The organism is Acinetobacter sp. SH024 (assembly GCF_000163635.1).
Classification (GTDB): Bacteria; Pseudomonadota; Gammaproteobacteria; order Pseudomonadales; family Moraxellaceae; genus Acinetobacter; species Acinetobacter pittii.
Genome location: NZ_GG753601.1, coordinates 463903 through 486996, shown reverse-complemented (window position 1 = coordinate 486996; position 23094 = coordinate 463903). Strand labels below are relative to the sequence as shown.

General features: G+C 38.9%; 16 protein-coding genes. 3 read left to right on the top strand and 13 right to left on the bottom strand.

The features are described from left to right. Positions 1-27: 27 nt before the first annotated feature. The 6 genes from HMPREF0013_RS14945 to ahcY form a co-directional block, all read right to left on the bottom strand. Positions 28-1266, bottom strand: coding sequence for a multifunctional CCA addition/repair protein (locus HMPREF0013_RS14945; protein ID WP_005073421.1), 1239 nt, complete (start codon positions 1264-1266; stop codon positions 28-30). 91 nt (positions 1267-1357) lie between these two features. Then, complete coding sequence (locus tag HMPREF0013_RS14940) at positions 1358-3628, bottom strand: NADP-dependent malic enzyme (protein WP_002118176.1); 2271 nt, start codon at positions 3626-3628, stop codon at positions 1358-1360. Between the two features lie 236 nt (positions 3629-3864). Then, positions 3865-6717 carry a putative bifunctional diguanylate cyclase/phosphodiesterase gene (locus HMPREF0013_RS14935; protein ID WP_002118155.1) on the bottom strand — a complete coding sequence of 951 codons (2853 nt, stop codon included), beginning with the start codon at positions 6715-6717 and terminating at the stop codon, positions 3865-3867. A gap of 134 nt (positions 6718-6851) precedes the next feature. Continuing rightward, a complete protein-coding gene (locus tag HMPREF0013_RS14930) occupies positions 6852-7574 on the bottom strand; it encodes a 16S rRNA (uracil(1498)-N(3))-methyltransferase (protein ID WP_002118152.1) in 723 nt (240 codons plus the stop codon). Between the two features lie 18 nt (positions 7575-7592). Then, complete coding sequence (metF, locus tag HMPREF0013_RS14925) at positions 7593-8429, bottom strand: methylenetetrahydrofolate reductase [NAD(P)H] (RefSeq protein WP_002118150.1); 837 nt, start codon at positions 8427-8429, stop codon at positions 7593-7595. Between the two features lie 70 nt (positions 8430-8499). Next, the gene (ahcY, locus tag HMPREF0013_RS14920) at positions 8500-9882 is read right to left on the bottom strand and encodes an adenosylhomocysteinase (RefSeq protein ID WP_005073425.1); all 1383 of its coding nucleotides are present in this window, start codon (positions 9880-9882) and stop codon (positions 8500-8502) included. Positions 9883-10103: 221 nt separating this feature from the next. Here ahcY and HMPREF0013_RS14915 point away from each other — a divergent pair, with 221 nt between their 5' ends. Then, positions 10104-10640 (top strand): cysteine peptidase family C39 domain-containing protein, encoded by a 537-nt coding sequence (locus HMPREF0013_RS14915; RefSeq protein ID WP_002118255.1) that lies wholly within the window; start codon positions 10104-10106, stop codon positions 10638-10640. A 37-nt stretch (positions 10641-10677) separates the two neighbouring features. Here HMPREF0013_RS14915 and HMPREF0013_RS14910 read toward each other — a convergent pair whose 3' ends face one another. The 3 genes from HMPREF0013_RS14910 to lipA form a co-directional block, all read right to left on the bottom strand. Continuing rightward, positions 10678-11061 (bottom strand): carboxymuconolactone decarboxylase family protein, encoded by a 384-nt coding sequence (locus HMPREF0013_RS14910; protein WP_002118157.1) that lies wholly within the window; start codon positions 11059-11061, stop codon positions 10678-10680. 106 nt (positions 11062-11167) lie between these two features. After that, complete coding sequence (locus HMPREF0013_RS14905; protein WP_005803747.1) at positions 11168-13630, bottom strand: acyl-CoA dehydrogenase; 2463 nt, start codon at positions 13628-13630, stop codon at positions 11168-11170. Between the two features lie 279 nt (positions 13631-13909). After that, positions 13910-14923 carry a lipoyl synthase gene (lipA, locus tag HMPREF0013_RS14900; protein ID WP_002118167.1) on the bottom strand — a complete coding sequence of 338 codons (1014 nt, stop codon included), beginning with the start codon at positions 14921-14923 and terminating at the stop codon, positions 13910-13912. A 196-nt stretch (positions 14924-15119) separates the two neighbouring features. On the opposite strand from lipA, the gene sthA reads away from it, so the two are divergent. Further along, complete coding sequence (gene sthA / locus HMPREF0013_RS14895) at positions 15120-16532, top strand: Si-specific NAD(P)(+) transhydrogenase (protein WP_002118117.1); 1413 nt, start codon at positions 15120-15122, stop codon at positions 16530-16532. Between the two features lie 242 nt (positions 16533-16774). On the opposite strand, the gene HMPREF0013_RS14885 is transcribed toward sthA, so the two are convergent. From HMPREF0013_RS14885 to map, 4 genes are all read right to left on the bottom strand, one after another. After that, positions 16775-17989 (bottom strand): MFS transporter, encoded by a 1215-nt coding sequence (locus HMPREF0013_RS14885; protein WP_002118121.1) that lies wholly within the window; start codon positions 17987-17989, stop codon positions 16775-16777. Positions 17990-18159: 170 nt separating this feature from the next. Then, complete coding sequence (locus tag HMPREF0013_RS14880; RefSeq protein ID WP_002118212.1) at positions 18160-19506, bottom strand: MFS transporter; 1347 nt, start codon at positions 19504-19506, stop codon at positions 18160-18162. A 404-nt stretch (positions 19507-19910) separates the two neighbouring features. Further along, the gene (locus HMPREF0013_RS14875; RefSeq protein ID WP_002118130.1) at positions 19911-21053 is read right to left on the bottom strand and encodes an OmpW/AlkL family protein; all 1143 of its coding nucleotides are present in this window, start codon (positions 21051-21053) and stop codon (positions 19911-19913) included. 203 nt (positions 21054-21256) lie between these two features. Continuing rightward, entirely contained in the window at positions 21257-22084 is an 828-nt protein-coding gene (gene map, locus HMPREF0013_RS14870) for a type I methionyl aminopeptidase (protein WP_002118165.1), read from the bottom strand. Between the two features lie 210 nt (positions 22085-22294). Here map and rpsB point away from each other — a divergent pair, with 210 nt between their 5' ends. Next, a complete protein-coding gene (gene rpsB, locus HMPREF0013_RS14865; RefSeq protein WP_002118204.1) occupies positions 22295-23047 on the top strand; it encodes a 30S ribosomal protein S2 in 753 nt (250 codons plus the stop codon). Positions 23048-23094: the final 47 nt, after the last annotated feature.

The following is a 23094-nucleotide window of genomic DNA, read 5'->3' as shown; positions in this document are numbered from 1 at the left end:
GTAATGAGGCTTTTTTCTTGGTGTTAATTAAGTATGAGACAGTGCTTGATGCTGATGTTTGAACTCAGTTAAAGCATCAATACGGTACTGAATGAGCATTTCACCAATCTCCGCACCTTTAATGTTTTCAGGTAAATCCTGAACTTTAATAGAGCGAACGATTTGCATCGCATCTAACATGTACTGAGCTTGTGGATAAGGTCGGTCTTCTAAACCTAATCTTCCTTTAGCATCACATTCACATGCTTGTACAAAAGCTTCCACTCTCTCAGGACGACGTAATACATCTAGACGCTGTAATAGACGCCATACTGTTCCTGGTTTTAACGACATAATCTGATGACATTTTAGATGTTCTTTACACACTGATAATGCCAACTGTCGAGTTTGAGTTGGAACTTTTAAACGTTCACATAACTCGGTAACAGGTTTTACTCCACGTTCTTCATGCATGATGTGGCGAGGAAGTTCGTTAGCTGGAGTCAATGCTTTACCCAAATCATGTACTAAAACAGCAAATCGAACATCAAGTGAATAGTTTGATTTACAAGCTTGCTGTAACGACATTAAGGTATGTATGCCGCAGTCCACTTCTGGATGATATTCAGGGCGCTGTGGTACACCAAATAATGCGTCAATTTCAGGGAAAAGATGTTTCAACGCCCCACAGTCACGTAATGTCTGAAAATAAACATCCGCATGATCTTCTAAAAGTGCGCGAGAAGTCTCTTTCCATATACGTTCTGGTGTTAAGGCATCAAGCTCACCTGATTCGGCCATGGTTTGCATAAGCTGCATTGTCTCTGGCGCAATCTGAAAACCATATGAAGAATAGCGAGCCGCAAAGCGTGCAACACGTAAAACACGTAAAGGATCTTCAGCAAAAGCTTCTGAAACATGACGTAAAGTTTTATTTTCTAAATCTGTTTGACCGCCATATGGATCGTATAATTTGCCATCTTGATCCATTGCTATGGCATTGATGGTTAAATCACGGCGAATTAAATCTTCTTCTAAACTTACTGTGGTATCGGTAAAAAATTGAAAGCCGTGGTAGCCTTTACCAGATTTTCTTTCAGTACGTGCAAGTGCATATTCTTCTTTCGTTTCGGGATGAAGAAACACAGGAAAATCTTTGCCTACAGGTTGAAAACCTTGGGCGAGCATGTGTTCCGGCGTTGCACCGACAACAACATAATCTTTTTCTTGATAGGGATGCCCAAGTAAAAAATCACGGACGGCACCGCCTACTAAATACACTTGCATGAAAAAACCTCTATTCTTCAAGCAATCATGCTACAGAATAGAGGTTTTCTCAAGTCATTAGAGATGCTTTTCGTAAAAAGCAGTTTCTAAATTACTTTTCTTGTTGTTGGATTTCAGCAACAGTTAAAGCAGTCATATTGATAAGACGACGAGTTGTTGCTGTAGGTGTCAAAATATGAACAGGTTTTGCTGCACCAAGTAAAATTGGACCAATAGTAACGTTGTTACCAGAAGTTGCTTTCAACAAGTTAAATGAAATATTTGCTGCATCTAGGTTTGGCATAATGAGCAAGTTTGCCGAACCTTTGAAACGTGAGCCAGGGAATGCAAATTGACGAATGTTTTCGTCTAATGCTGCATCACCGTGCATTTCACCTTCAACTTCAAGCTCAGGAGCTTGCTCAGATAAAATACGATAAACTTCACGCATTTTTTGAGCACTTGAGTCAGTCTGGTCACTACCAAAACTTGAATGAGAAAGCAGGGCTACACGCGGAGTAATACCAAAACGACGTACTTCTTCAGCTGCTAAAATAGTCATTTCAGCAAGTTGTTCAGCAGTCGGGTTTGTATTTACGTATGTATCAGCAATAAACAAGTTACGATCTTCAAGCATTAATGCATTTAAGGTGAAGAAGTTATTCATACCTTCTTTTAGACCGATGACATTGCGTACAAAGTCAAGGTGAATGTTATAGCTACTGTAAGTACCACATAACATACCGTCTGCTTTACCGAATTTAACCAGTAGAGATGCAATTAATGTTGAACGGCGACGTGCTTCACGTTGAGCATATTCAACAGTAATACCTTTGCGTTGCATAGTTTGATAGTAGTCTTTCCAAAACTCTTCATACATCGGGTTTTGTTCTTGATCTACAATCTCAATGTTTACGCCATGTTGTAAACGTAAGCCTAATTTTTTGATATTAGCTTCAATTACAGCAGTACGACCTACTAAAATTGGTTTAGCTAAATCTTCATCAACTGCGATTTGCACTGCACGTAATACGCGCTCATCTTCACCTTCAGCATATGCGATGCGTTTAGGATCAGTTTTTGCTTGAGCAAAAATCGGTTTCATCAAGAATGCAGAGTTATAAACAAACTCAGATAATTTTTGACGGTATGCAGAGAAATCTTCGATCGGACGAGTTGCAACACCTGAATCCATTGCAGCTTTAGCAACAGCAGGGGCAATTTCTAAAATTAAACGTTGATCAAGTGGACGTGGAATTAAGTAGTCACGGCCAAATGAAGCAGATTTTTCGCCATAAGTTGCTGCATCTGCTTCTACGTGTGCCATACGTGCAATTGCATGTACACATGCAATTTTCATGTCTTCATTAATCGTTGTTGCACCAACGTCAAGCGCACCACGGAAAATGTAAGGGAAACATAATGCGTTGTTTACTTGGTTTGGATAGTCAGAACGACCAGTTGCCATGATTACATCAGGACGTACTTCATGTGCATGTTCAGGTAAAATTTCTGGATCTGGGTTTGCCAAAGCAAAAATAATAGGGTTCTCAGCCATCTGTTTCACCATTTCTTTGGTGAGAATACCAGCAGCAGAAAGACCCAAGAACATATCAGCACCAGCCATTACTTCATGTAACTGAGTCGCTTTAATGTCTTGAACATAACGTTTTTTCGATTCATCCAAGCCTTCACGTGAAGTAGTGAGTAGACCGCGAGAATCGGCAACAATGATATTTTCTTTATTTACGCCTAAAGCACAAAGTAAATCTAAACAAGAAAGGGCAGCAGCGCCTGCACCTGAAGCTACAATTTTGATTTCATCAATTTTCTTATTTACAAGTTGCAATGCATTAAGCAAAGCTGAACCTACAATGATACTTGTACCGTGTTGATCGTCATGGAATACAGGAATTTTCATGCGTTCGCGAAGTTTCTTTTCGATATAGAAACATTCTGGCGCTTTAATATCTTCGAGGTTGATACCACCGAAAGTTGGCTCAAGAGAGGCAACAATATCTACAATTTTATCTGGATCGTTTTCTGCAATTTCGATGTCAAATACGTCAACACCAGCAAACTTCTTGAAAAGTACGCCTTTACCTTCCATTACAGGTTTAGACGCTAATGGTCCAATATTACCTAAACCAAGAACAGCTGTACCGTTACTGACTACGGCAACCAAGTTTCCGCGAGCTGTATATTTAGCAGCAGCAGATGGATCACGCTCAATCTCTAAACATGGCGCAGCAACTCCTGGTGAGTAGGCTAAAGCCAAATCTCGTTGGTTGACAAGTTGCTTACTTGGGGTGACGCTGATTTTCCCTGGGTTTGGATATTCATGGTAATTTAAAGCGGCCTGTTTTAAAGATTGATCGTCCATCTGAGTCTCTATTTGATACAAAAAAGCAAACTAGTCAAATTGCTCATTTAGGGAGAGGCAACTCACTTCTTTAACTACGCTTTAATTTTTACCAATTAAGAGAATAGTAGACGAATTGCCAATAGCCCCGTGGTGAGCTAAATGCTAAAGAATATAACACTACTTCTTTATTTCTCACAGTCAAAAACGCTCATTTTTGGAAAAAGCAGCATAGGTAAAGTAGATGATTGGAACAATTAAGAAATATGCGGATTTGTTTGTAGATAAGGAATAATCTGCTCGGCAGGAATAGGGCGACTAAAGAAATAGCCTTGTAAAAAATCACATTGTTGTTTTTGTAGATAGGTGACTTGTTCTTTTGTTTCTACACCTTCAGCAACCAGTTTAAGTCCCATACTTTTACCCATCGCGATCATTGCATTTACAATAGCTTCTTGTTTGTGATCACCAATTTTAGAAATAAAAGCACGATCAATTTTTAATACGTCAATTGGGTACTCTGTCAAATAGGCTAAAGAGGAATAACCCGTACCAAAGTCATCTAAAGCAATTGAGATATCTCGTTGTTTTATCGCGTGTAATAGTGTTTTTACATTGGCAGTATTATCTAGAAGGGCTGACTCTGTAATTTCAAGTTCGAGATCTGAACCTTGAATATTATATTTTTGCAAAACCTCATCTAAGTCATTGAGTAATAAGCCTCGATGTATTTGTTGAGCGACAATATTTACAGAGACTTGAATATTGATATAACCAGCATTTTTCCACTCTTGGAGTTGCTTTCCAACTTTATCTAAAACAACTTTCCCAATATCTGAGATCAGGCTACTACGCTCAGCAAAAGGTATAAACATATTTGGCAGGATTAATCCTTTTTCAGGATGCTGCCAACGAATGAGTGCTTCAAAACCGATAATCGATTGATCGTTTATATTAATTTTGGGCTGGTAATAAATGACAAATTCATCATTTTGAATGGCTTTACGTAGCTCTTGCTCTAAATCGGCAGTTTTATATGAGTGATTTGTTTTATTGCAGTAATAGCAAATTGTATTACCACCTAAACGTTTTGCCTCGGAAAGAGCTTGCTCTGCATGATTGTTGAGATGATCAATTTGCCTGCCATGTTCAGGAAAACATGCAACACCGATAGATGCAGTAATAAAATATTCGTGATTATCAATGTAAAAAGGTGCATTGAGTGCTTGTAAAATGTTTTGGCAATATTGCTCAACATTTGGATGAATTGGCGAAATTTCATAAATGATTGCAAAATCATCACTATTTAAATAGGCGACCAAAATCGCATTGATATTGATTAAGCGTAATCTTTGTGCGAACTGTTTAAGTAATTCATCACCACTATCATTATTTAAAAATTCATTGAAAGCTCGGAAGCGGTCAATATTCACCCGTATTAATGCTAAATTTTTAATGTTATATGAAGGGTTTACAAGATATTGATGTAATTGATTGTAGTAGTAAAGACGATTAGGCAGATGGGTGAGGCTATCGTAGTTTTTTAAGTAAGATAGATGTTGCTCTTGGCGCTTTTGCTCAGTGAGGTCACGTGCAAATCCAATATAATTGGTAATTTGATTGAATTCATCTTTGACCACATTGATATGCAACCATAAATATACGCTTTTGCCAGAACTAAACTTTTCATCAAACTGGCCCATATATTCTCCTGTCTCCAGAAGTTGTTGCGTTATTGATGTATGAAACTGTTGTTGCAATTCTTTTTGATTAATTGTAATGCTAAATAGTTCTTTATTCAGAAGTTCTGACTTAGAAAATCCGGTTAATTTTTCGTAGTAGGGATTTACATCAATATAGTTTAGGTGCTCATCTAAAATAAATATTCCTTCTGCAGCTTGCTCGAGCACAATTGCAGATAGCCTTAGATGTTCTTGATCCTTCTTCTCTTGATGTATATCACGGGTCATTCCCACCATACGAAGCGCTTTTTGTGTTTTGGGATCTCTAGTGATGACACGGCCTACATCATGAATCCATCTCCAAGAACCATCTCGACGTAAAATTCGAAAGGTGATATTAAAATGATCTGTAACGCCTTCCAAATGTTGTTTTAAACGTTCATCAAAAAGTTTTTTATCGCTTGGGTGTATACGATCTAATATCGTGTTGAGATGAATAACGGCGGTTTGAGTTTGTTTTTGTTGATCGAAAAATGTAATTTCCAATCTTTGACTTTCAATATCCCAATCCCAAGGCCGAATACCCGCTGTTTCATGTGCAAAAGCTAAATTATAGTGATGGCTTTCGAGTTGCTCATTCATTTTAGTGAGGTCATAGGTACGTTCACGTACTTTTTGCTCAAGTAAATGGTTATTAAATTGGAGCTGGGCTTCAATATCTTTGGACTTATTCACTTCTTGTTGGAGTTGTACACATAATTCTTCAGCCCATTGGGTGTGCTGGTCTGAAATTTGAACGAGCTGTTTATTTTTTAATAATAATTGAGAGGTCTTTTGGTAATTACGTTGAGTTGCATATGCACAAAGCACAGTTGCGACAAAGGTGAGGTTATAGGCGAAATAAAAAGGTAACTGAGTAATTGGATTATGTGTGAATTGAGCAATTAGTAGAGGGACAGTGCTAGGAATAAATAATAGATAAAAATATCGGGGTTGTTGGGTTAAAAAAGTAAGGCCAATGATATGAGCCGAAGTAATAAATAAAGCAATTAAAATATGAGCATCTGGTAGTGCAATTAATTCAGGAGGTAGATAAAAATGAATAATTGTGACATTTATTCCAATTAAAATTCCTGAGAATAAACAAATACTTTGTAAGATACGATCAGCTTTTTTTGTAAAATCAATCGTGCGATAGTGAGTTAAGATGTTGGGAATAAATAATAAGCAGACAAGAGCGACGACGGTAAGGCCAATAGACCAGCTAAATATTGTTATTGTAGATGAAAAATAGTAAGAAAAAATACCATATGAAATGAGGCACAGTAATATCAGGCTAATTAAATACCAGCGGATATATTGAGTTGAAAGTTTCAGCTGTTCAATTTTTGTTTGATGCTGTAGATATTCTTCCTGAAGCCCAGACATAAGATTTTTCTATCCTATTTTTTTACATATATACAGAAAGAATCTGATTTATCAGTGAAAAAGAATTTGAAATTTTATTCATACAATAAAAGTAAGTTAACTTTAAATAATGATTTAATCAATGTGCAGAGAACTTAGGTGGATAAAAATCGATAATTTAAAATAGACAAGGCAACAACAGGGGCAGTTTCTGTACGCAAAACTCGGTCACCAATGCACCAGTTCATAAATCCAGCTTGATTGGCTTGGGTAATTTCATTTTCACTTAGGCCACCTTCTGGGCCAATCAATAAGGCAAGTTCAGGCTGTATTCCCGCCAATACATCTTTTTGTTCTTTTTCTGGTGCTAAAACAAATTTAGATTGAGGAAGCTCAGAAGAACTTAACCATTCATGAAGAGAAATAGGCGCTAATACTTCTGGAACTAAGTTCAAGCCACATTGTTCACATGCTGCAATTGCAACAGCTTGCCAATGATCTAATTTTTTTTGATCGCGGTCGTATTTTAAGCGCATTTCACAACGCTCACTTGTTAGCAATTGAATCTGACTTACACCCAATTCAGTGGCTTTCTGAATGGCATAATCCATTCGATCGCCTTTACTCATGACTTGACCTAAAACAGCTTTAAAAGGGGCATCACGGTTTGCAGGGTTAAAATTCTCAATGGTGACAAACGCATTTTTTTTATTAATTTCTGTCAAAGTCGCGAGATATTCCCCACCTTGTCCATTAAATAGAGTCGCTTGTTCTTGTAGTTGTGCACGTAAAACACGCACCCAATGATGGAATACTGATTCTGTCAGTTGAATTGTTGAGCCAACTGTAAGTTCAGTTTCGATAAAAAAACGGTTCATTGGGTGCGCCTTACAAAATTAATTTAAACCAAGATCAACAACGAGTTGACGAGTTGGTTCGATTTGATTCATTGAATAGAAGTGTAAGCTTGGCGCACCACCTGCAATAAGGCGTTCACACAACTTAACAACAACTTCATGACCGAAAGCTTTAATACTTTCACTGTCATCACCATAGGCTTGTAATTGCTTACGGATCCAGCGAGGAATTTCAGCACCCGTACCGTCTGCAAAGCGAATTAAGTTGCTTGCATTGGTAATAGGCATGATTCCTGGAGCCACCGGAATGTTAATTCCAGCTTGCTCTAAACGCTCTATAAAATAAAAGTAAGAATCTGGATTAAAGAAGAATTGAGTAATTCCTGCATTGGCACCAGCTTGTACTTTTTCAATAAAACGTTGAATATCTGAATCAAGATTTTCAGCTTGAGGATGCATTTCTGGATAAGCTGCAACTTCAATATGAAAATGCTCACCTGAGTGCTCACGAATAAAACGTACTAAATCCTGTGCGTACGGAAGTTCCCCAAGTCCAACCTGACCAGAAGGTAAGTCACCGCGTAAAGCAACAATACGGTTAATGCCTTGAGCTTTATATAAATCCAGTAACTCAGCAATACGAGCTTTATCATCACCAATACAAGAAAGGTGAGGTGCAACTGGTGTACCTTTACCATTGAAATCATCAATAGCAGCTAGAGTACGTTCGCGAGTAGAACCACCAGCCCCATAAGTAATTGAGAAAAACTCAGGGTTCAGAAGTTGTAATTCTTGGTGAACAATACGAAGTTTTTCAGCACCAGCATCAGTTTTTGGTGGAAAAAACTCAAAAGAAATAGGTGTACGTTTAGTCATGTCAAATCCTTGTAAACAGCGAAACATTTTAGAAAAAAGGGCAGTCGGTTCACCGTCTGCCCTTAAGTTCTTAGTATTTGTAAGCGTCAGACTTGAATGGTCCCTCAACAGCTACACCTAAATAATCGGCTTGCTCTTGAGTTAACTGGGTAAGTACACCACCGAAACCTGCAACCATTGCAGCGGCAACTTCTTCGTCAAGTTTCTTAGGAAGAACTTCTACACGAATTTTTGCAGCTTTTTCATTTGCAGGAAGATCAGCAAATTTCTCTTGGAATAAGTGAATTTGACCTAAAACTTGGTTAGCAAAAGAACCATCCATTACACGTGATGGGTGACCAGTTGCATTACCTAGGTTTACAAGGCGACCTTCAGAAAGAAGGATAAGGTAGTTATTTTCATCTTCTGAACGATAAACTTGGTGAACTTGTGGCTTAACTTCAACCCACTTGTAACCACGTAAATAAGCCGTGTCGATTTCTGTATCAAAGTGACCGATGTTACATACAACTGCACCAGCTTTTAAGCTGTCTAACATTGCTGCATCACACACGTGGTAGTTACCAGTTGTTGTTACAACAAGGTCAGTGTTGCCAAGAAGATCGTGGTTAATATCTTCTTTTTTGCCTGTTTGTACGCCGTTCTTGTATGGAGATACAACTTCATAGCCGTCCATACATGCTTGCATTGCACAAATTGGGTCAACTTCAGTTACACGAACGATCATGCCTTCTTGACGTAAAGATTGAGCAGAACCTTTACCTACGTCACCATAACCAACTACAAGTGCACGGCGACCAGACAAAAGCATGTCAGTTGCACGTTTGATTGCGTCATTTAATGAGTGACGGCAACCATATTTGTTGTCGTTTTTAGATTTAGTAACTGAGTCATTTACGTTAATTGCAGGAACTTTCAAAGAACCGTCTTTCCACATTTCGATAAGACGTTGAACACCTGTTGTAGTTTCTTCGGTAATACCGTGAATACGTTCTAAAAGAGTAGGGTATTTTTCATGAACAAGAGCAGTTAAGTCACCGCCATCGTCCAAGATCATGTTGGCATCCCAAGGTTGGCCATTTACATTGATCTGTTGCTCTAAACACCATACGTATTCTTCTTCAGTTTCACCTTTCCAAGCAAAAACTGGAATACCGCGAGCAGCAATTGCAGCAGCAGCATGGTCTTGAGTAGAGAAAATGTTACATGATGTCCAGCGTACTTCAGCACCTAATTCAACAAGCGTTTCAATAAGAACAGCTGTTTGAATAGTCATGTGAATACAACCAAGAATTTTTGCGCCAGCAAGTGGTTTAGAAGCTGCATAGCGTTTACGTAAGCCGATCAAAGCTGGCATTTCTGCTTCAGCAAGTTTGATTTCTTTACGGCCGTAATCAGCAAGAGAGATGTCAGCAACTTTGTAATCTGTAAATGAAGCATTAACCGCGTTCATCAGGATCTCCTAGGAAAAAATAGTATTGATCATTCTGTTCGCGGATGCCGTTGTTGGTTAAAACGACTGTTTAACCGATCGTCGAGCCTGGCAAATTGATCTTTAGTGCCGATCAATTGTCGCAGCATCCCTCGACTAGCGAAACATTGTACTTGGAAAAGCTTTTAGTGCCAATCCAGTTTTGTTTATTATCTGCGTAATTATCACTTTAGATTCTAATTATGGCATTAAATATTCCCGAGTCGTTGGCAAGCCTAGATTCAAACTGTGGCGTTTTTGCAGTTTGGATGGTGCTTCAGCATCATGGAGTACAAATTGATGTGGATGAGCTGATTAATGTTTGCCGACACGATGAAGGAGGCACCTATACTATTGCCTTAGCTGTCGCTTTAAAGAAACTAGGATTTGAGGTGTCATTTCATTCAGATGAGGATCCTAGCATTAGCCAAAGCGAACGTATGAGCTATAAAGAAGCAAAGGTATTAAGAATTCCAACTGGACCGGCGCTGAGCTATCAAGATATTCAAGTTGCAATTCAAAACGGAAAAATGGTGATTGTGTACTACGATACTTTAGAAGGTGTTGGAAATCAGTCGCTCATTTATTCTATAGATCAAAATGAAATCTGCTTTTTTGATAGTTTTGAACCGATGTCAGCGGCAGTTTTTGAAAAGCAGCGTCAAGTAGAGGGGATTTGCCGTCAGGCTATTGTGATTGATGATCGTAATTTTCAGATGCATTCATCCAAATTGAATTAGATAAAAAGAGCCAGTAGAGTGCTGGCTCATATTGAAGTTATTGTTGTTGATATTCTTGAATCACTTCTAAAGCAGCGCGAAAAGCTTCTTGTGTAGCAGGGGCGCCGCAATATGGCAGGCTGTGCAATAAAGTTTCTTGAATCTCTTCAACTGTACAACCATTGTTAAGTGCACCACGAACATGGCCTTTGAGTTCAGTTGGTGATTTTAGTGCCGTGAGCATTGCCAAAGTAATTAATGAGCGATATTTACGAGGTAGCACACCTTCACGTTGCCAAGTCGATCCCCATGCATGCTCGTTAATCCAGTCTTGCACAGGCTGGGTAAAGGGTACGGTATTTTCTTGTGCACGCTTTACAAAAGCTTCCCCCATCACTTCTGTGCGAACTTTTAATCCATTTTCGTAATCTTGCTTAGACATTAATTTCTCCTAAAAATAAAAGCGTCGATTGACGCTTTTATGGCTGTTTATTAATTAATGCGAATCAAAAATGATTGCAATAGTGAATTAGTGGAGGCATCAGTCACTAAATTTGATGAGGGTTTGACAAAGGAAGATCTTTATTTAAATCTTCATCAAACACATCTGTAAGCATGCTATCGAATCGAATTGCGTTGTATTGCAATAATTGTTGAGCTTCGCTTTCAGAAATAAAGCCTTCTTTTATTGCTTGTGCAATATTCTCTTCGAAAGTAAGTCCCGTAAATTTGCCTTTAGATTCAGCTTTTTTAAACTTATCCCAAAGTGGTTCAAGTGTTCGTAGAATTTGGAAAGCATGCTCTAAACGACCAGTTACATCATCGGCTTTGGTTGAATAAAATACGTGATGTTTAAGCTGTTCTCTGAAAGGGTGCTCTTGCATCATAAGTTCAGCGACTTGTTGTTTTAATTCATCATCTGGTTTTGAAATGATACGACCAAAAGGGAAACAGATCCATTTTACAAATGCTGCTGGAAGTTTAGCTGGGAAGTTTTCAAATAATCCCCAAAATGCTTCCTGAATATTCAAGAAAGCTTTTTGTAGCGCTAATTTAGCGTGAAGTTGTTCAGCTTCAGTTTTTTGTCCAGCTTCATAAAATTTTAATATCGCAGTAGAAATAAAGAGGTGCGCGTGAATATCTGCCAAGCGGCCTGATAACATTTCTTTGCGTTTTAAGTCGCCTGCAAGTAGGCCAAGTGACATATCTGAAACAAGTGCGAAGTTGGCACTAAAACGATTAATCGTTTTATAGTAACTTGCAGTGAATTGATCTGCTGACTGAGGCGCATCGCTTGAGCCACCTGTCCAACCGTAGGCAAATGATCTAGCACCGCGGTTAAAGGTATAGGCTAAATGTTTAAATAACAAATCATCGAATTTTTTGACTGAGTTATTTTTATCTTCAGATTGAAGGAGTTGTAACTCTTCAAATAGATAAGGATGACAACGCATTGAGCCTTGACCAAAAATCATCAATGAACGGGTCAAAATATTTGCGCCTTCTACCGTAATAGCAATTGGAATTGCTTGATAGGTAAGGGCAAGGAAATTACGTGGCCCAAGTTGAATTGCACGTCCTCCAGCAATATCCATTCCGTGATTGACAACTTTACGCATCGTTTCAGTTGCATAATATTTTGCCATAGCAGTCATCACGGCAGGTGTTCCACCTTGGTTTAGGCCACATGTCACTAAATAACGGAATGCTTCAAGCATATAGGCATCGCTGGCAATTTCGCTGGTTGCTTCTTGTACGCCTTCAAATTTACCGACAGAAATATTAAATTGCTGGCGAATTTTCGCAAAAGCACCAACGGTTAAATAGCTCATTTCACCTGCGGCTGTTGCTAGAGCTGGAAGGGAAATACCACGGCCCACGCCTAAACATTCCATGAGCATTCGCCAACCTTTACCGGCATTTTCTTGACCACCAATAATCCAGTCAATAGGAATAAAAACATCTTCTCCTTCTACTGTTCCATTCATAAATGGTGAACCAGGATAATGGCGTGCTCCTATTTTTACACCCGCATGGCTTGCAGGAATTAAGGCACAAGTAATACCGTATTCTGTTTTGTTTTTATCTCCCAATAGGCCTTCTGGGTCATAAAGTTTAAAGGCTAGACCAACAACGGTGGCAATTGGCGCAAGCGTAATCCAGCGTTTAGAGAAATTCATGCGAAGTCCAAGGACTTGAGCACCTTCATATTCGCCGTAGCAAACAATACCCGAATCTGGAATCGCGCCTGCATCTGAACCTGCTTCTGGACTGGTTAAACCAAAGCATGGGATCTCTTCACCTTTAGCAAGGCCCGGTAAATACTGCTGTTTTTGTGCATCTGTACCGTAGTGCATGAGTAGCTCACCCGGACCTAATGAGTTTGGAACCATACAACTCACAGCTGTGGTGAGTGAGCGGGAAGCAATTTTGCTCATAATACGACTTTGGGCAAATGAGCTAAATTCTTTGCCGCCAAAGGATTTTGGAATAATGAGTCCTAAAAAACCCTTATCTTTAATAAATTGCCAAACTTCTGGTGGTAGATCTTTTAAGTGATGATGAATTTCCCATTCATCTAGCATGCTACAAAGGAGCTCAACTTCATTGTCGATAAAACTTTGTTCTTCTGCTGACAAGGTTGGGTAGGGATATTTTTCAAATTGTGACCAATCGGGTGCCCCCATAAATAATTCTTTTTCCCACCAACTGGTACCTGCCCCTAAAGCCTCTTGTTCAGTCGTACTGATGCTCGGCATTGAGTTTGCTAATGTTTTATATGCAGGTTGAGTAATCAGATTAAAGCGTAATGGTGCAAATAAAATAATGATACTAAGGGCAATAAGGGGAATACCTAAAAGGAGAGCCCATGGCGTTAATATGAGTGCAGTAAGTATGGCTACAGCAATCATAATAACACTACCAATGGTTCTGTTTAGATTAAAAAAGAAAATTGCCCATATTGCAAAAAGCTGAATGACAACGCTTAAAACAAAGAGTAGGAAAATCATACTTGCTCCTTGCTAGATAAGCCCTCAAGTTAGAAGTTACAAAAAAGCGAGGAGAGATTTAAGGCTTAACTAGCTAATTTTTAATGCTGTTTAAATTTAATTTTTTATGTCGCAATTGATGTATATGCTAGAGCAGGGATATATCGTACTTTTAGGTATAAGATATTTTTAAGTGAAAGTGTAATGGGTTGTTTTATCGATTTGTCAAGAAATGTTATTGATTTTCTTATACAAATAAAAAGCCCTCTAAAGTAGAGGGCTTTTACAGATATTTAATTTTTAAGCTTCGACAACTTGAACAGCGATTTTTTTAGCTGGATCTACTTTGCGACGAACTTCTGGTACTGGTTCACCGTGGTATTGACGATCAGCAAAGTAACTTGAACGAACCATTGGTGCAGACCAAATATTTCTAAAGCCAAGTTTACGGCCATGTTCTGCATAACGTTCGAACTCTTCTGGTGTTACAAAGCGGTCAATTGGCGCGTGTTGTTTAGAAGGTTGTAAGTATTGACCAATAGTCACATAGTCAACATCGTGAGCACGCAAGTCATCAAGCAATGCAATAACTTCTTCTTCAGTTTCACCGATACCCACCATCAAACCGCATTTTGTTGGGATGTCAGGACAATATTCTTTAAACATTTTTAATAAGTTTAAAGAATGTTGATAGTCTGAACCTGGACGCATTGCTTTATATAGACGTGGCACAGTCTCAATGTTGTGGTTAAATACGTCTGGCGGACATTCAGTCATAATGCGTAAAGCAATGTCCATACGTCCACGGAAATCTGGTACTAAAATCTCAAGCAATGTATTTGGGCTTAGTGCACGAGCTTCTTTGATACAGTCCACAAAGTGTTGTGCACCGCCGTCAAGTAAGTCATCACGGTCAACCGAAGTAATTACCGCATATTTGAGCTTAAGATTAGCAATTGTCTCTGCCATATGACGAGGTTCATCTGCATCGAGTGCATTTGGACGACCATGTGCTACATCACAGAAAGGGCAACGACGTGTACAAATATCACCCATGATCATGAATGTTGCTGTACCACCACCAAAACATTCTGGTAGGTTTGGACAAGCAGCTTCTTCACAAACGGTATGGAGTTTTTGAGCACGTAAAGTGGTTTTAATACGCTGAACTTCTTCTGGTGCCGTCATCTTGACACGAATCCAGTCAGGTTTACGCGGCACTTCAACCGTAGGTACAACTTTTACAGGAATTCTTGCGACTTTTTCTGCGCCACGAAGTTTTACACCCTGTTCAGGTTTACGGTGTTCTGACATATTTAACTTTTCCACTCGTTTATAGAGACATTGACATTGTATTATAGCGAACTTCTGCAGTTAATAGCGGAAAATAACTATTCATATAATAAATGTGGTTATTCAGAAATATAGGGTTGAGAAATACATAAATTCACCGCATATTAGCCATAATTTATTATAAAATATGGTCATTCAAGTGAGGAAGGAGCTTTCAATGCCACGTAAAAAAGAGGTCGTTAGTGGGAATTTCGTTAAATACGATGCGGTAGTTCTCGGTTCTGGACCTGCAGGTGAAGGCGCGGCAATGAAGCTTGCAAAAGCGGGTAAGCGTGTTGCAATTGTAGATGTGCGTGATCAACTGGGTGGTAACTGTGCACACGTTGGTACCATTCCAAGTAAAGCATTACGTCAAACAGTTTCTAGTATTATTCGTTATCAGCGTGATCCAATGTTTCAGAAAGTAGGTGAATGGAAACAGTTCACCATGAAACAGGTTTTGCGTAATGCACACAAAGTAATTCAACAACAGGTTGATACGCATACACGTTTTTACGATCGTAACAAAATCGGTGTATTCCACGGCCGTGCATATATTCAAGATAAAAATACAGTTTTAGTTTTTAGCCATGAAGGCATTAAAGAAACAATTATCTGTAAGCAAATCGTGATTGCGACAGGTAGTCGTCCTTATCATCCGCAAGGTTTAGACTTTGATCATCCTCGCGTATTCGATTCGGACAAAATCCTTGATCTTGATTATTCAATTCAAAAAATCATTATTTACGGTGCAGGTGTTATTGGCTGTGAATATGCCTCAATCTTTATTGGTTTGGACCATAAAGTTGACTTGATTAATACTCAGCAAAAATTATTAAGTTATCTAGATGATGAAATTGCTGATGCTTTGTCTTATCACTTACGTGAACAAGGTGTATTGATTCGTCACAATGAGCAAATGGATCATCTGGAAACGTTTGATGACCATGTTGTACTACATTTACAAAGTGGTAAAAAGATTAAAGCCGATGCGATTCTTTGGTGTAACGGCCGTTCAGGTAACACAGAAGGCTTAGGTCTTGAGAATGTTGGGTTAGTACCAAATAACCGTGGTCAACTTTCAGTAAATGATCAATACCAAACTGAAGTTGAAAATATTTATGCTGCTGGTGACGTGATTGGTTGGCCATCACTTGCTTCTGCTGCTTATGACCAAGGGCGCTGTGCTGGTGCAAACATGAGTGGTGAAGATGCGAAGCCAGTACGTGATATCCCAACAGGTATCTATACCATTCCAGAAATCTCATCAATTGGTAAAAATGAACAGGAATTAACGGAAGAGAAAATTCCGTATGAAGTAGGTCAAGCTTCTTTCCGTCATTTGGCTCGTGCGCAAATTACCGGTGATACAGTGGGTGAGTTAAAAATTCTTTTCCACCGTGACACTATGGAAATTTTAGGTATTCACTGTTTTGGTAATAACGCTGCCGAAATTATCCACATTGGGCAAGCAGTTATGCACAGCCCAAACAATACTCTGAAATATTTTGTTGAAACAACGTTTAACTATCCAACAATGGCAGAAGCATATCGTGTAGCTGCGCTTAATGGTATGAATCGTTTGTTTTGATTTTAAATAAGTTTTTCATAAAAAAGCCGCAAACTTGCGGGCTTTTTTATTTTCATTAGACCATAGGTTTTTTATATTTTTATGACAATTAGCAGTATGCGTCTGGCTGTCTGTATCTCTAGTGGGCACAAAATGCTTGATTGAAATATACAAACAAATCAGGAGTTTGTTTCCATAAAATGATTGAACAGGCTAGCAGGATAATCACGAGCAAAGTCATAATTGTTTTCAAAAGTAAGGCATTATGCGTCATGAATAACAGCCTCCTCATTTACAAAGAAATGTACGATTACCCCTAATATACTCAATGCTATTGAGCATAGCCAAATCGCATTGTAATTACCTGTTAAGTCATGGTTAACACCGCCAAGCCAACCGCCAAAGAAAGAACCGACTTGATGGGTGAAAAACACAATACCACTTAACATTGAAAGGTATTTAACACCGAACATATTTGCGACAATGCCGTTGGTAAGTGGAACTGTAGAGAGCCATAAAAGTCCCATAATGACGCCAAAAGCATATACCGTATAAGTGCTTAGAGGTAATAGTAAAAAGGCCATGATTGCGATGCCGCGGCTACCGTAAAGTGCCATTAATAATTTAGGTTTTGAGAATCGATCTCCCAGCCAACCCGCCCCATAAGTTCCCACAATATTAAATAGTCCTACTAGTGCCAGAAACACAGTTCCTGTAGCTGCATCAAAGCCGTGATCGATTAAATAGCCCGGCAGATGAACGCCTAAAAAGACCACCTGAAACCCACAGACTAAAAAGCCTAAAGCTAACCACCAGAATGGCTTATGTTTTCTAGCAATATTCAGTACTTGTTTAAATGTGAGCTGTGGTTCAGCAATTGCTTTTGGCGTTTGATTGCTTGGTCCTTTTAGCATCCACGCTAGGGGAATAATAAGAGCAATTAATAGTGCACTCACCATCAAAGCTGACGACCATCCTACCGTTTTAAGCAAGAGAAGGGTGGAAGGTAACATAATAAACTGACCAAAAGAGCCTGCTGCACTAGCAATACCCATTGCCATACTTCTTTTTTCTGGAGGGGCAGCTCGGCCTACTGCACTCAGTAAAACAGTAAAAGAGGTTGCTGATAAAGCTAAACCAATAATAAGACCTAAGCTTAAATTCAAAATGAGTACACTTGAACTAAAAGCCATTAAAAGTAGGCCTAGGGTATAAAGTAAACCACCAACAGCAACTACAACTTTACTGCCATATTTATCTGCAATTGCACCGGTAAAAGGCTGAACAGCTCCCCATATCAGGTTCTGCATGGCTATCGCAAGACTAAAAACATGCTGTCCCCAGCCAAATTCATGGCTCATGGGTACAAGGTAGAGACCGAAACCATGACGGACACCTAATGAAAGGGCCAAAATAATTGCACTGCCAATCAGCATATAGATGAGGGACTGAGAAAATTGGTTGCCAGTTTTAGTCATGATTAATGGAAAATTATAATAATGATGATTTATTGTAGAAGATATATCGAAAAATATCGATATAGTTAGAGGGAATATTTAAGAAGAATTAAAAAGTTCTTAAGGATCGTATTTTATGAGAAGGAAATTAAAGAAGCAGACACCATTTTGATCTCTGCTTCTTGTAGAAATTATGCTACGGAATTACGTTCAAGTAATGCTTGTTCAAAAAGTACTTGTTCTTTTTCTTTATGTTCAGTCGTGAAGCGAATTAGAATTACGCTACAGCCAGCGACTATAACCAACCCACCTAAAATAAATAGACAAGTTTGAATATCGAGTACACCTTTTAATAAGAAACCAGCTGCAACTGCACCAACATTACCACCTGCACCAATAATGCCTGCAACACCACCTAATGCATTACGATCAATAAATGGTACAAGAGCATATGTCGCGCCACAAGCCATGTGAGTAAACAGGGCAAAAATCGTCATAGAAATAATTGCAAGAGCTATCACATTCATTTGAGAGAAAAGAATTAAGAATAAACCTTCACCTAAAATCATGAGTACTAGTACTTTAGTACGGCCATCTAAACCTTTTTTGAGTGCGACTTTATCGGAAATAATACCGCCAAGTGCACGAGCAAAGAGTGCAAGAAGACCAAATATCCCCGCGGTTAAACCAGCAGTTTTTAAATCCATTTTGAAGTGATCAACATAGTACATTGCTGCAACGTTATGGATAAAAATTTCAATACCGAAACATGCACCGTAAGCCACAAATAAAATCCAGACACGGTAGTTACGAGCAGCTTGCATCAAAATTGCCATGCCACCTTTTTTACCACTGCCAACTTCAATCCCTTGTGCGCGGACTTCTTTGAAGTTTCCTTGAGGACAGTCTTGGGTGAGTTTCCAATAAAGAATACCAACAATGACCATCATTACGCCTGGTACGATTAATGCAACACGCCAACCCATAGTTTGTTCGACACCGAACATGACAATTGCGCCAAGTAATAAAGGCATTAGAGCTTGGGTTGCACCGCCACCAGCATTACCCCAACCAGCTGCTGCCGCATTTGCTGTACCTACAACATTAGGTGCAAACATAACGCTTGTATGATATTGCGTAATAACAAAGCTTGCGCCAATTGCACCAATCAGTAAGCGGAAGAATAAAAAAGACTCATAACTATTAGCAGCAGCAACGCCAAATACAGGAATACTGCCAAGCAAGAGAAGGGCGGTATAGGTAATCCTCGGGCCATATTTATCACAAAGTGGACCGACAGCGAGTCGTACTAAAATCGTAATTGCAACGGCGGCAATATTGATATTGGCAATTTGATCTTTAGTTAAGCCGAACTCGCCTTTAATAACTGGCATTAATGGTGCGCAAGCAAACCATGCGAAGAAGCACACAAAGAATGCGAGCCATGTCATGTGGAAAGCACGCATTGCAGGAGTAGAAAAGCTAAATAATTTTATTTCAGTTGCTTTTTTTGCATCTAGATTGATATTTGAAGACATACGCCGTCCCTCTGAACTGAACGAAATTTTAATTTGCATGGCAATTTATTGCCTATCTGCAGACCGATCAGAGCGGACATCGTTGGCCGTCTTGGTTTATTCATTGAATCATCGTTGACTCATCTCGCTATGAATAAAGCAAAGCTTGTGCCAAAAAATTAATTTTACTAAAAAGGAAAAATTACTTTCTAATTCTATTGAGTTAGTTTATTAAAAATAAAATTAATTAAAAAACAGAAATAAATCAGTAAATGGTCATAAGAGAGGAAGGCGGTAAATTTTTTCAATCGGCTTTATAAAAGTGCTCATTTTTTTAGCATTTTGATTTAAAAAGAAGCAAAATGTGGAAAAAAGAAAGCTATAAAAACGTGCATAAGTTTTTATAGCTTTGGGTGATACAAAAGTTAAAAGCGGTAACCAATACCGGCATAACCTAAAATTGGATTAATTTCGATATCTGCTTTTGCATTAATTAATTCACCATATTTGGCATCATTGACTGTAATAGTCGTATCTGTTTTTAAGTGAGCGTAAGAGACAGAACCAACCGCATACCATTTGTCATTGAAGTCATAGGTGAAACCCAAAGTTGCTACGGGCGCAATTGCATCAGATGCCTCAAGGTCTACTTTAGGATCACCAGAACTTTTTTTACGATCAAGAGCAGCTCCAGCTTTACCATCTTTAATATTCACAATCATATGACCTGCATTGATTAAATCATTTTCAATTTCAGGATTCATTTCCAGTTCACTGAAATAGGCATACATCACACCTAGTCCAACATACGGTCTAAATTTATTTACGCCAGTCTTGCCAAAATGGTACTGAAGTTCAAAAGCTGGTGTCCAGGCACGAGCTGATGCAGCACTTCCATGGGCTTCAAGATCGGTAATAAAAATATTATTTTTAAGCGGTAGGTCTCCGACAATTACACCTAAATCTTCTGGAGTGGCTGTACCCGTAAGAGGGGCATAGATTTTACCTTTACCTTGTAGATCGACTTTAGGTGGAATTCCTGCTTTCACTTCTAATGAAACATTATCTGTAAAGAAATAACTTGTCATTAAACCTAGTGTTGTTACATCATCAGCTTCAAGACCAGTACCAGGATTATCCCAAGAGGAGAGGCCATTAATTACTGCAGAGCCTGCGGTATCTGCTCTTAGATACTGAGCTCCGTCATCACCTTTATAAGATACGATACCAGGCAACCCTAGGTTAAGAAGTGTATTTCTCTCGAAATCTAATACACCTTTGAGTAATGCCTTTTTAGCTGTTGCATTTGGTTGTGATTCATCAATGGAATTTAATACTGAATCACCTTTTACATCTCCTACTCTTGTTTTTGTTCCTTCTGCGATTGCAGTATTTACATGTAAAGGCTGAGCTTTTCCTGTTGGTTTGACATATAAAGGACCAGCAGAGACAGAAAAACGTTTGAAGCCATCGCCATCTTTAAAACTAAAATATGGTGAAGCGGCATAAGTGAATGTTGGCAGAGCAAAAAAGGCAGCTGTCATACAAAATAATGACTTTTTCATCATAAAAGGACTCCATGTCCGACATTTGTTTACTGATTTTTATTGAGCCCACCATACCTTGTTTTATTGAATAGATTGTGTATTAAAAATTAATAATTGTAATTTTTTTGAAATATTTGTTTATATTTAGAAAGATTTATTAATAAAAAGTACATAATAAATAATAAAAGGCTACACAAAGTAGCCTTTTATTTAAGATTTTTAAATTATTGGTTGAAGCGAGATAGGTCTTCTTCAGGACGAGCAGTTAAAACTTCAATGCCTGTTTGGGTGACTAAAATAGTATGTTCATACTGAGCTGAAAGTTTATGGTCTTTGGTTACGACAGTCCATTTGTCACCTAACAATTTAGTTTGCCATACGCCAGCATTTACCATTGGTTCAATTGTAAAAGTCATACCTGCTTCTAAACGCATACCTGTACCAGCTTGACCATAATGGAGTACTTGAGGTTCATCATGGAAAACAGTTCCAATACCGTGACCACAATATTCGCGTACTACACTAAAACGTTCTGATTCGACATACTTTTGGATTGCATGGCCGATATCACCTAAATATGAACCATCTCTAACAGTTGCCATCCCACGATACATCGCTTCTTGAGCAACTTTGCATAGACGGTTGGCTAAAATAGAAGTTTCACCACCAACGACATACATCATGTTGGTATCGCCGTGATAACCATCTTTAATGACAGTAACGTCAATATTAAGGATGTCACCATTTTTTAAAATTTTATTTTCAGAGGGAATACCATGACAGACAACATGGTTAACCGAAGTACAAATAGAGTGTTGAAAAGCAGGGCGCCCAGGAGCTCCACCATAGCCTACACATGCAGGAATAGCATGTTGCACATTTTCAATGTGATTACGACAAATGGTATCAAGTTCAAGTGTACTTACACCTGCCTTAATATGGGGCTTGATCATCTCTAGAACTTCAGCCGCCAGTCGTCCTGCAATGCGCATTTTTTCAATTTCATCTGGAGTTTTGATTAATCGACGTGGAGCTGTATAAGTACTGTTCATGATCTCTAAAAACTTTTGGTAATTTACAAGCGTCTATGGTATAAATAGCCGCCCATTTTATCAAATGCTTTTCGTGAATATCTTTTACGAACAATTTTGATAGATGGAGTAAAAAATCCGCACATATATCGTCACATTACTCTGGGTGCCCGTAAAAAGGTGGAGAATGCGGATATATGGAGGCCTAACCCAACTTTTAAGGTAAAGAAAATGGCAGATTACAACGTAAGCATGCGCGACCTTCTTCAAGCAGGTGCGCACTTTGGTCACCAAACTCGTTTCTGGAACCCAAAAATGCGTCAATACATTTTTGGCGCGCGCAACAAAATTCACATCATCAACCTTGAGCACACTGTTCCTGCGTTAAATGATGCTTTGAACTTCGCTAACCAATTAGCAAGCAAAAAGAACAAAGTTTTGTTCGTTGGTACAAAACGTGCTGCTTCTAACATCATCCGTGAACAAGCTCAACGCGCTGGTCAACCATATGTAGATCACCGTTGGTTAGGTGGTATGTTGACGAACTGGAAAACACTTCGCCAATCTATCAACCGTTTAAAAGATCTTCAAACTCAATCTCAAGATGGTACTTTTGCTAAGCTTACTAAACGTGAAGCTTTAGAACGTGCTCGTGAGATGGAAAAACTTGAGCGCTCTTTAGGCGGCGTTAAAAACATGGGTGGTTTACCTGACGCATTATTTGTAATCGACGTTGATCACGAAGCGATTGCAATCAAAGAAGCTAAGAACTTAGGTATTCCTGTTATCGGTATCGTTGATACAAACTCTAACCCAGACAACGTTGATTACGTTATTCCTGGTAACGACGATGCGATCCGTGCAGTAACTCTATATGCTTCAGCTATGGCTGACGCAATTCTTGCTGGTAAAGAATACGCTCAATCTCAAGCGAACGCTCAAGCAAAAGGCGATGACGCTGCGAAAGACGCTTCTGAGGCTTAATGCGTTTTGACGCAGGCTTGTCATTTTTGCGACATGTAATGGTGGCA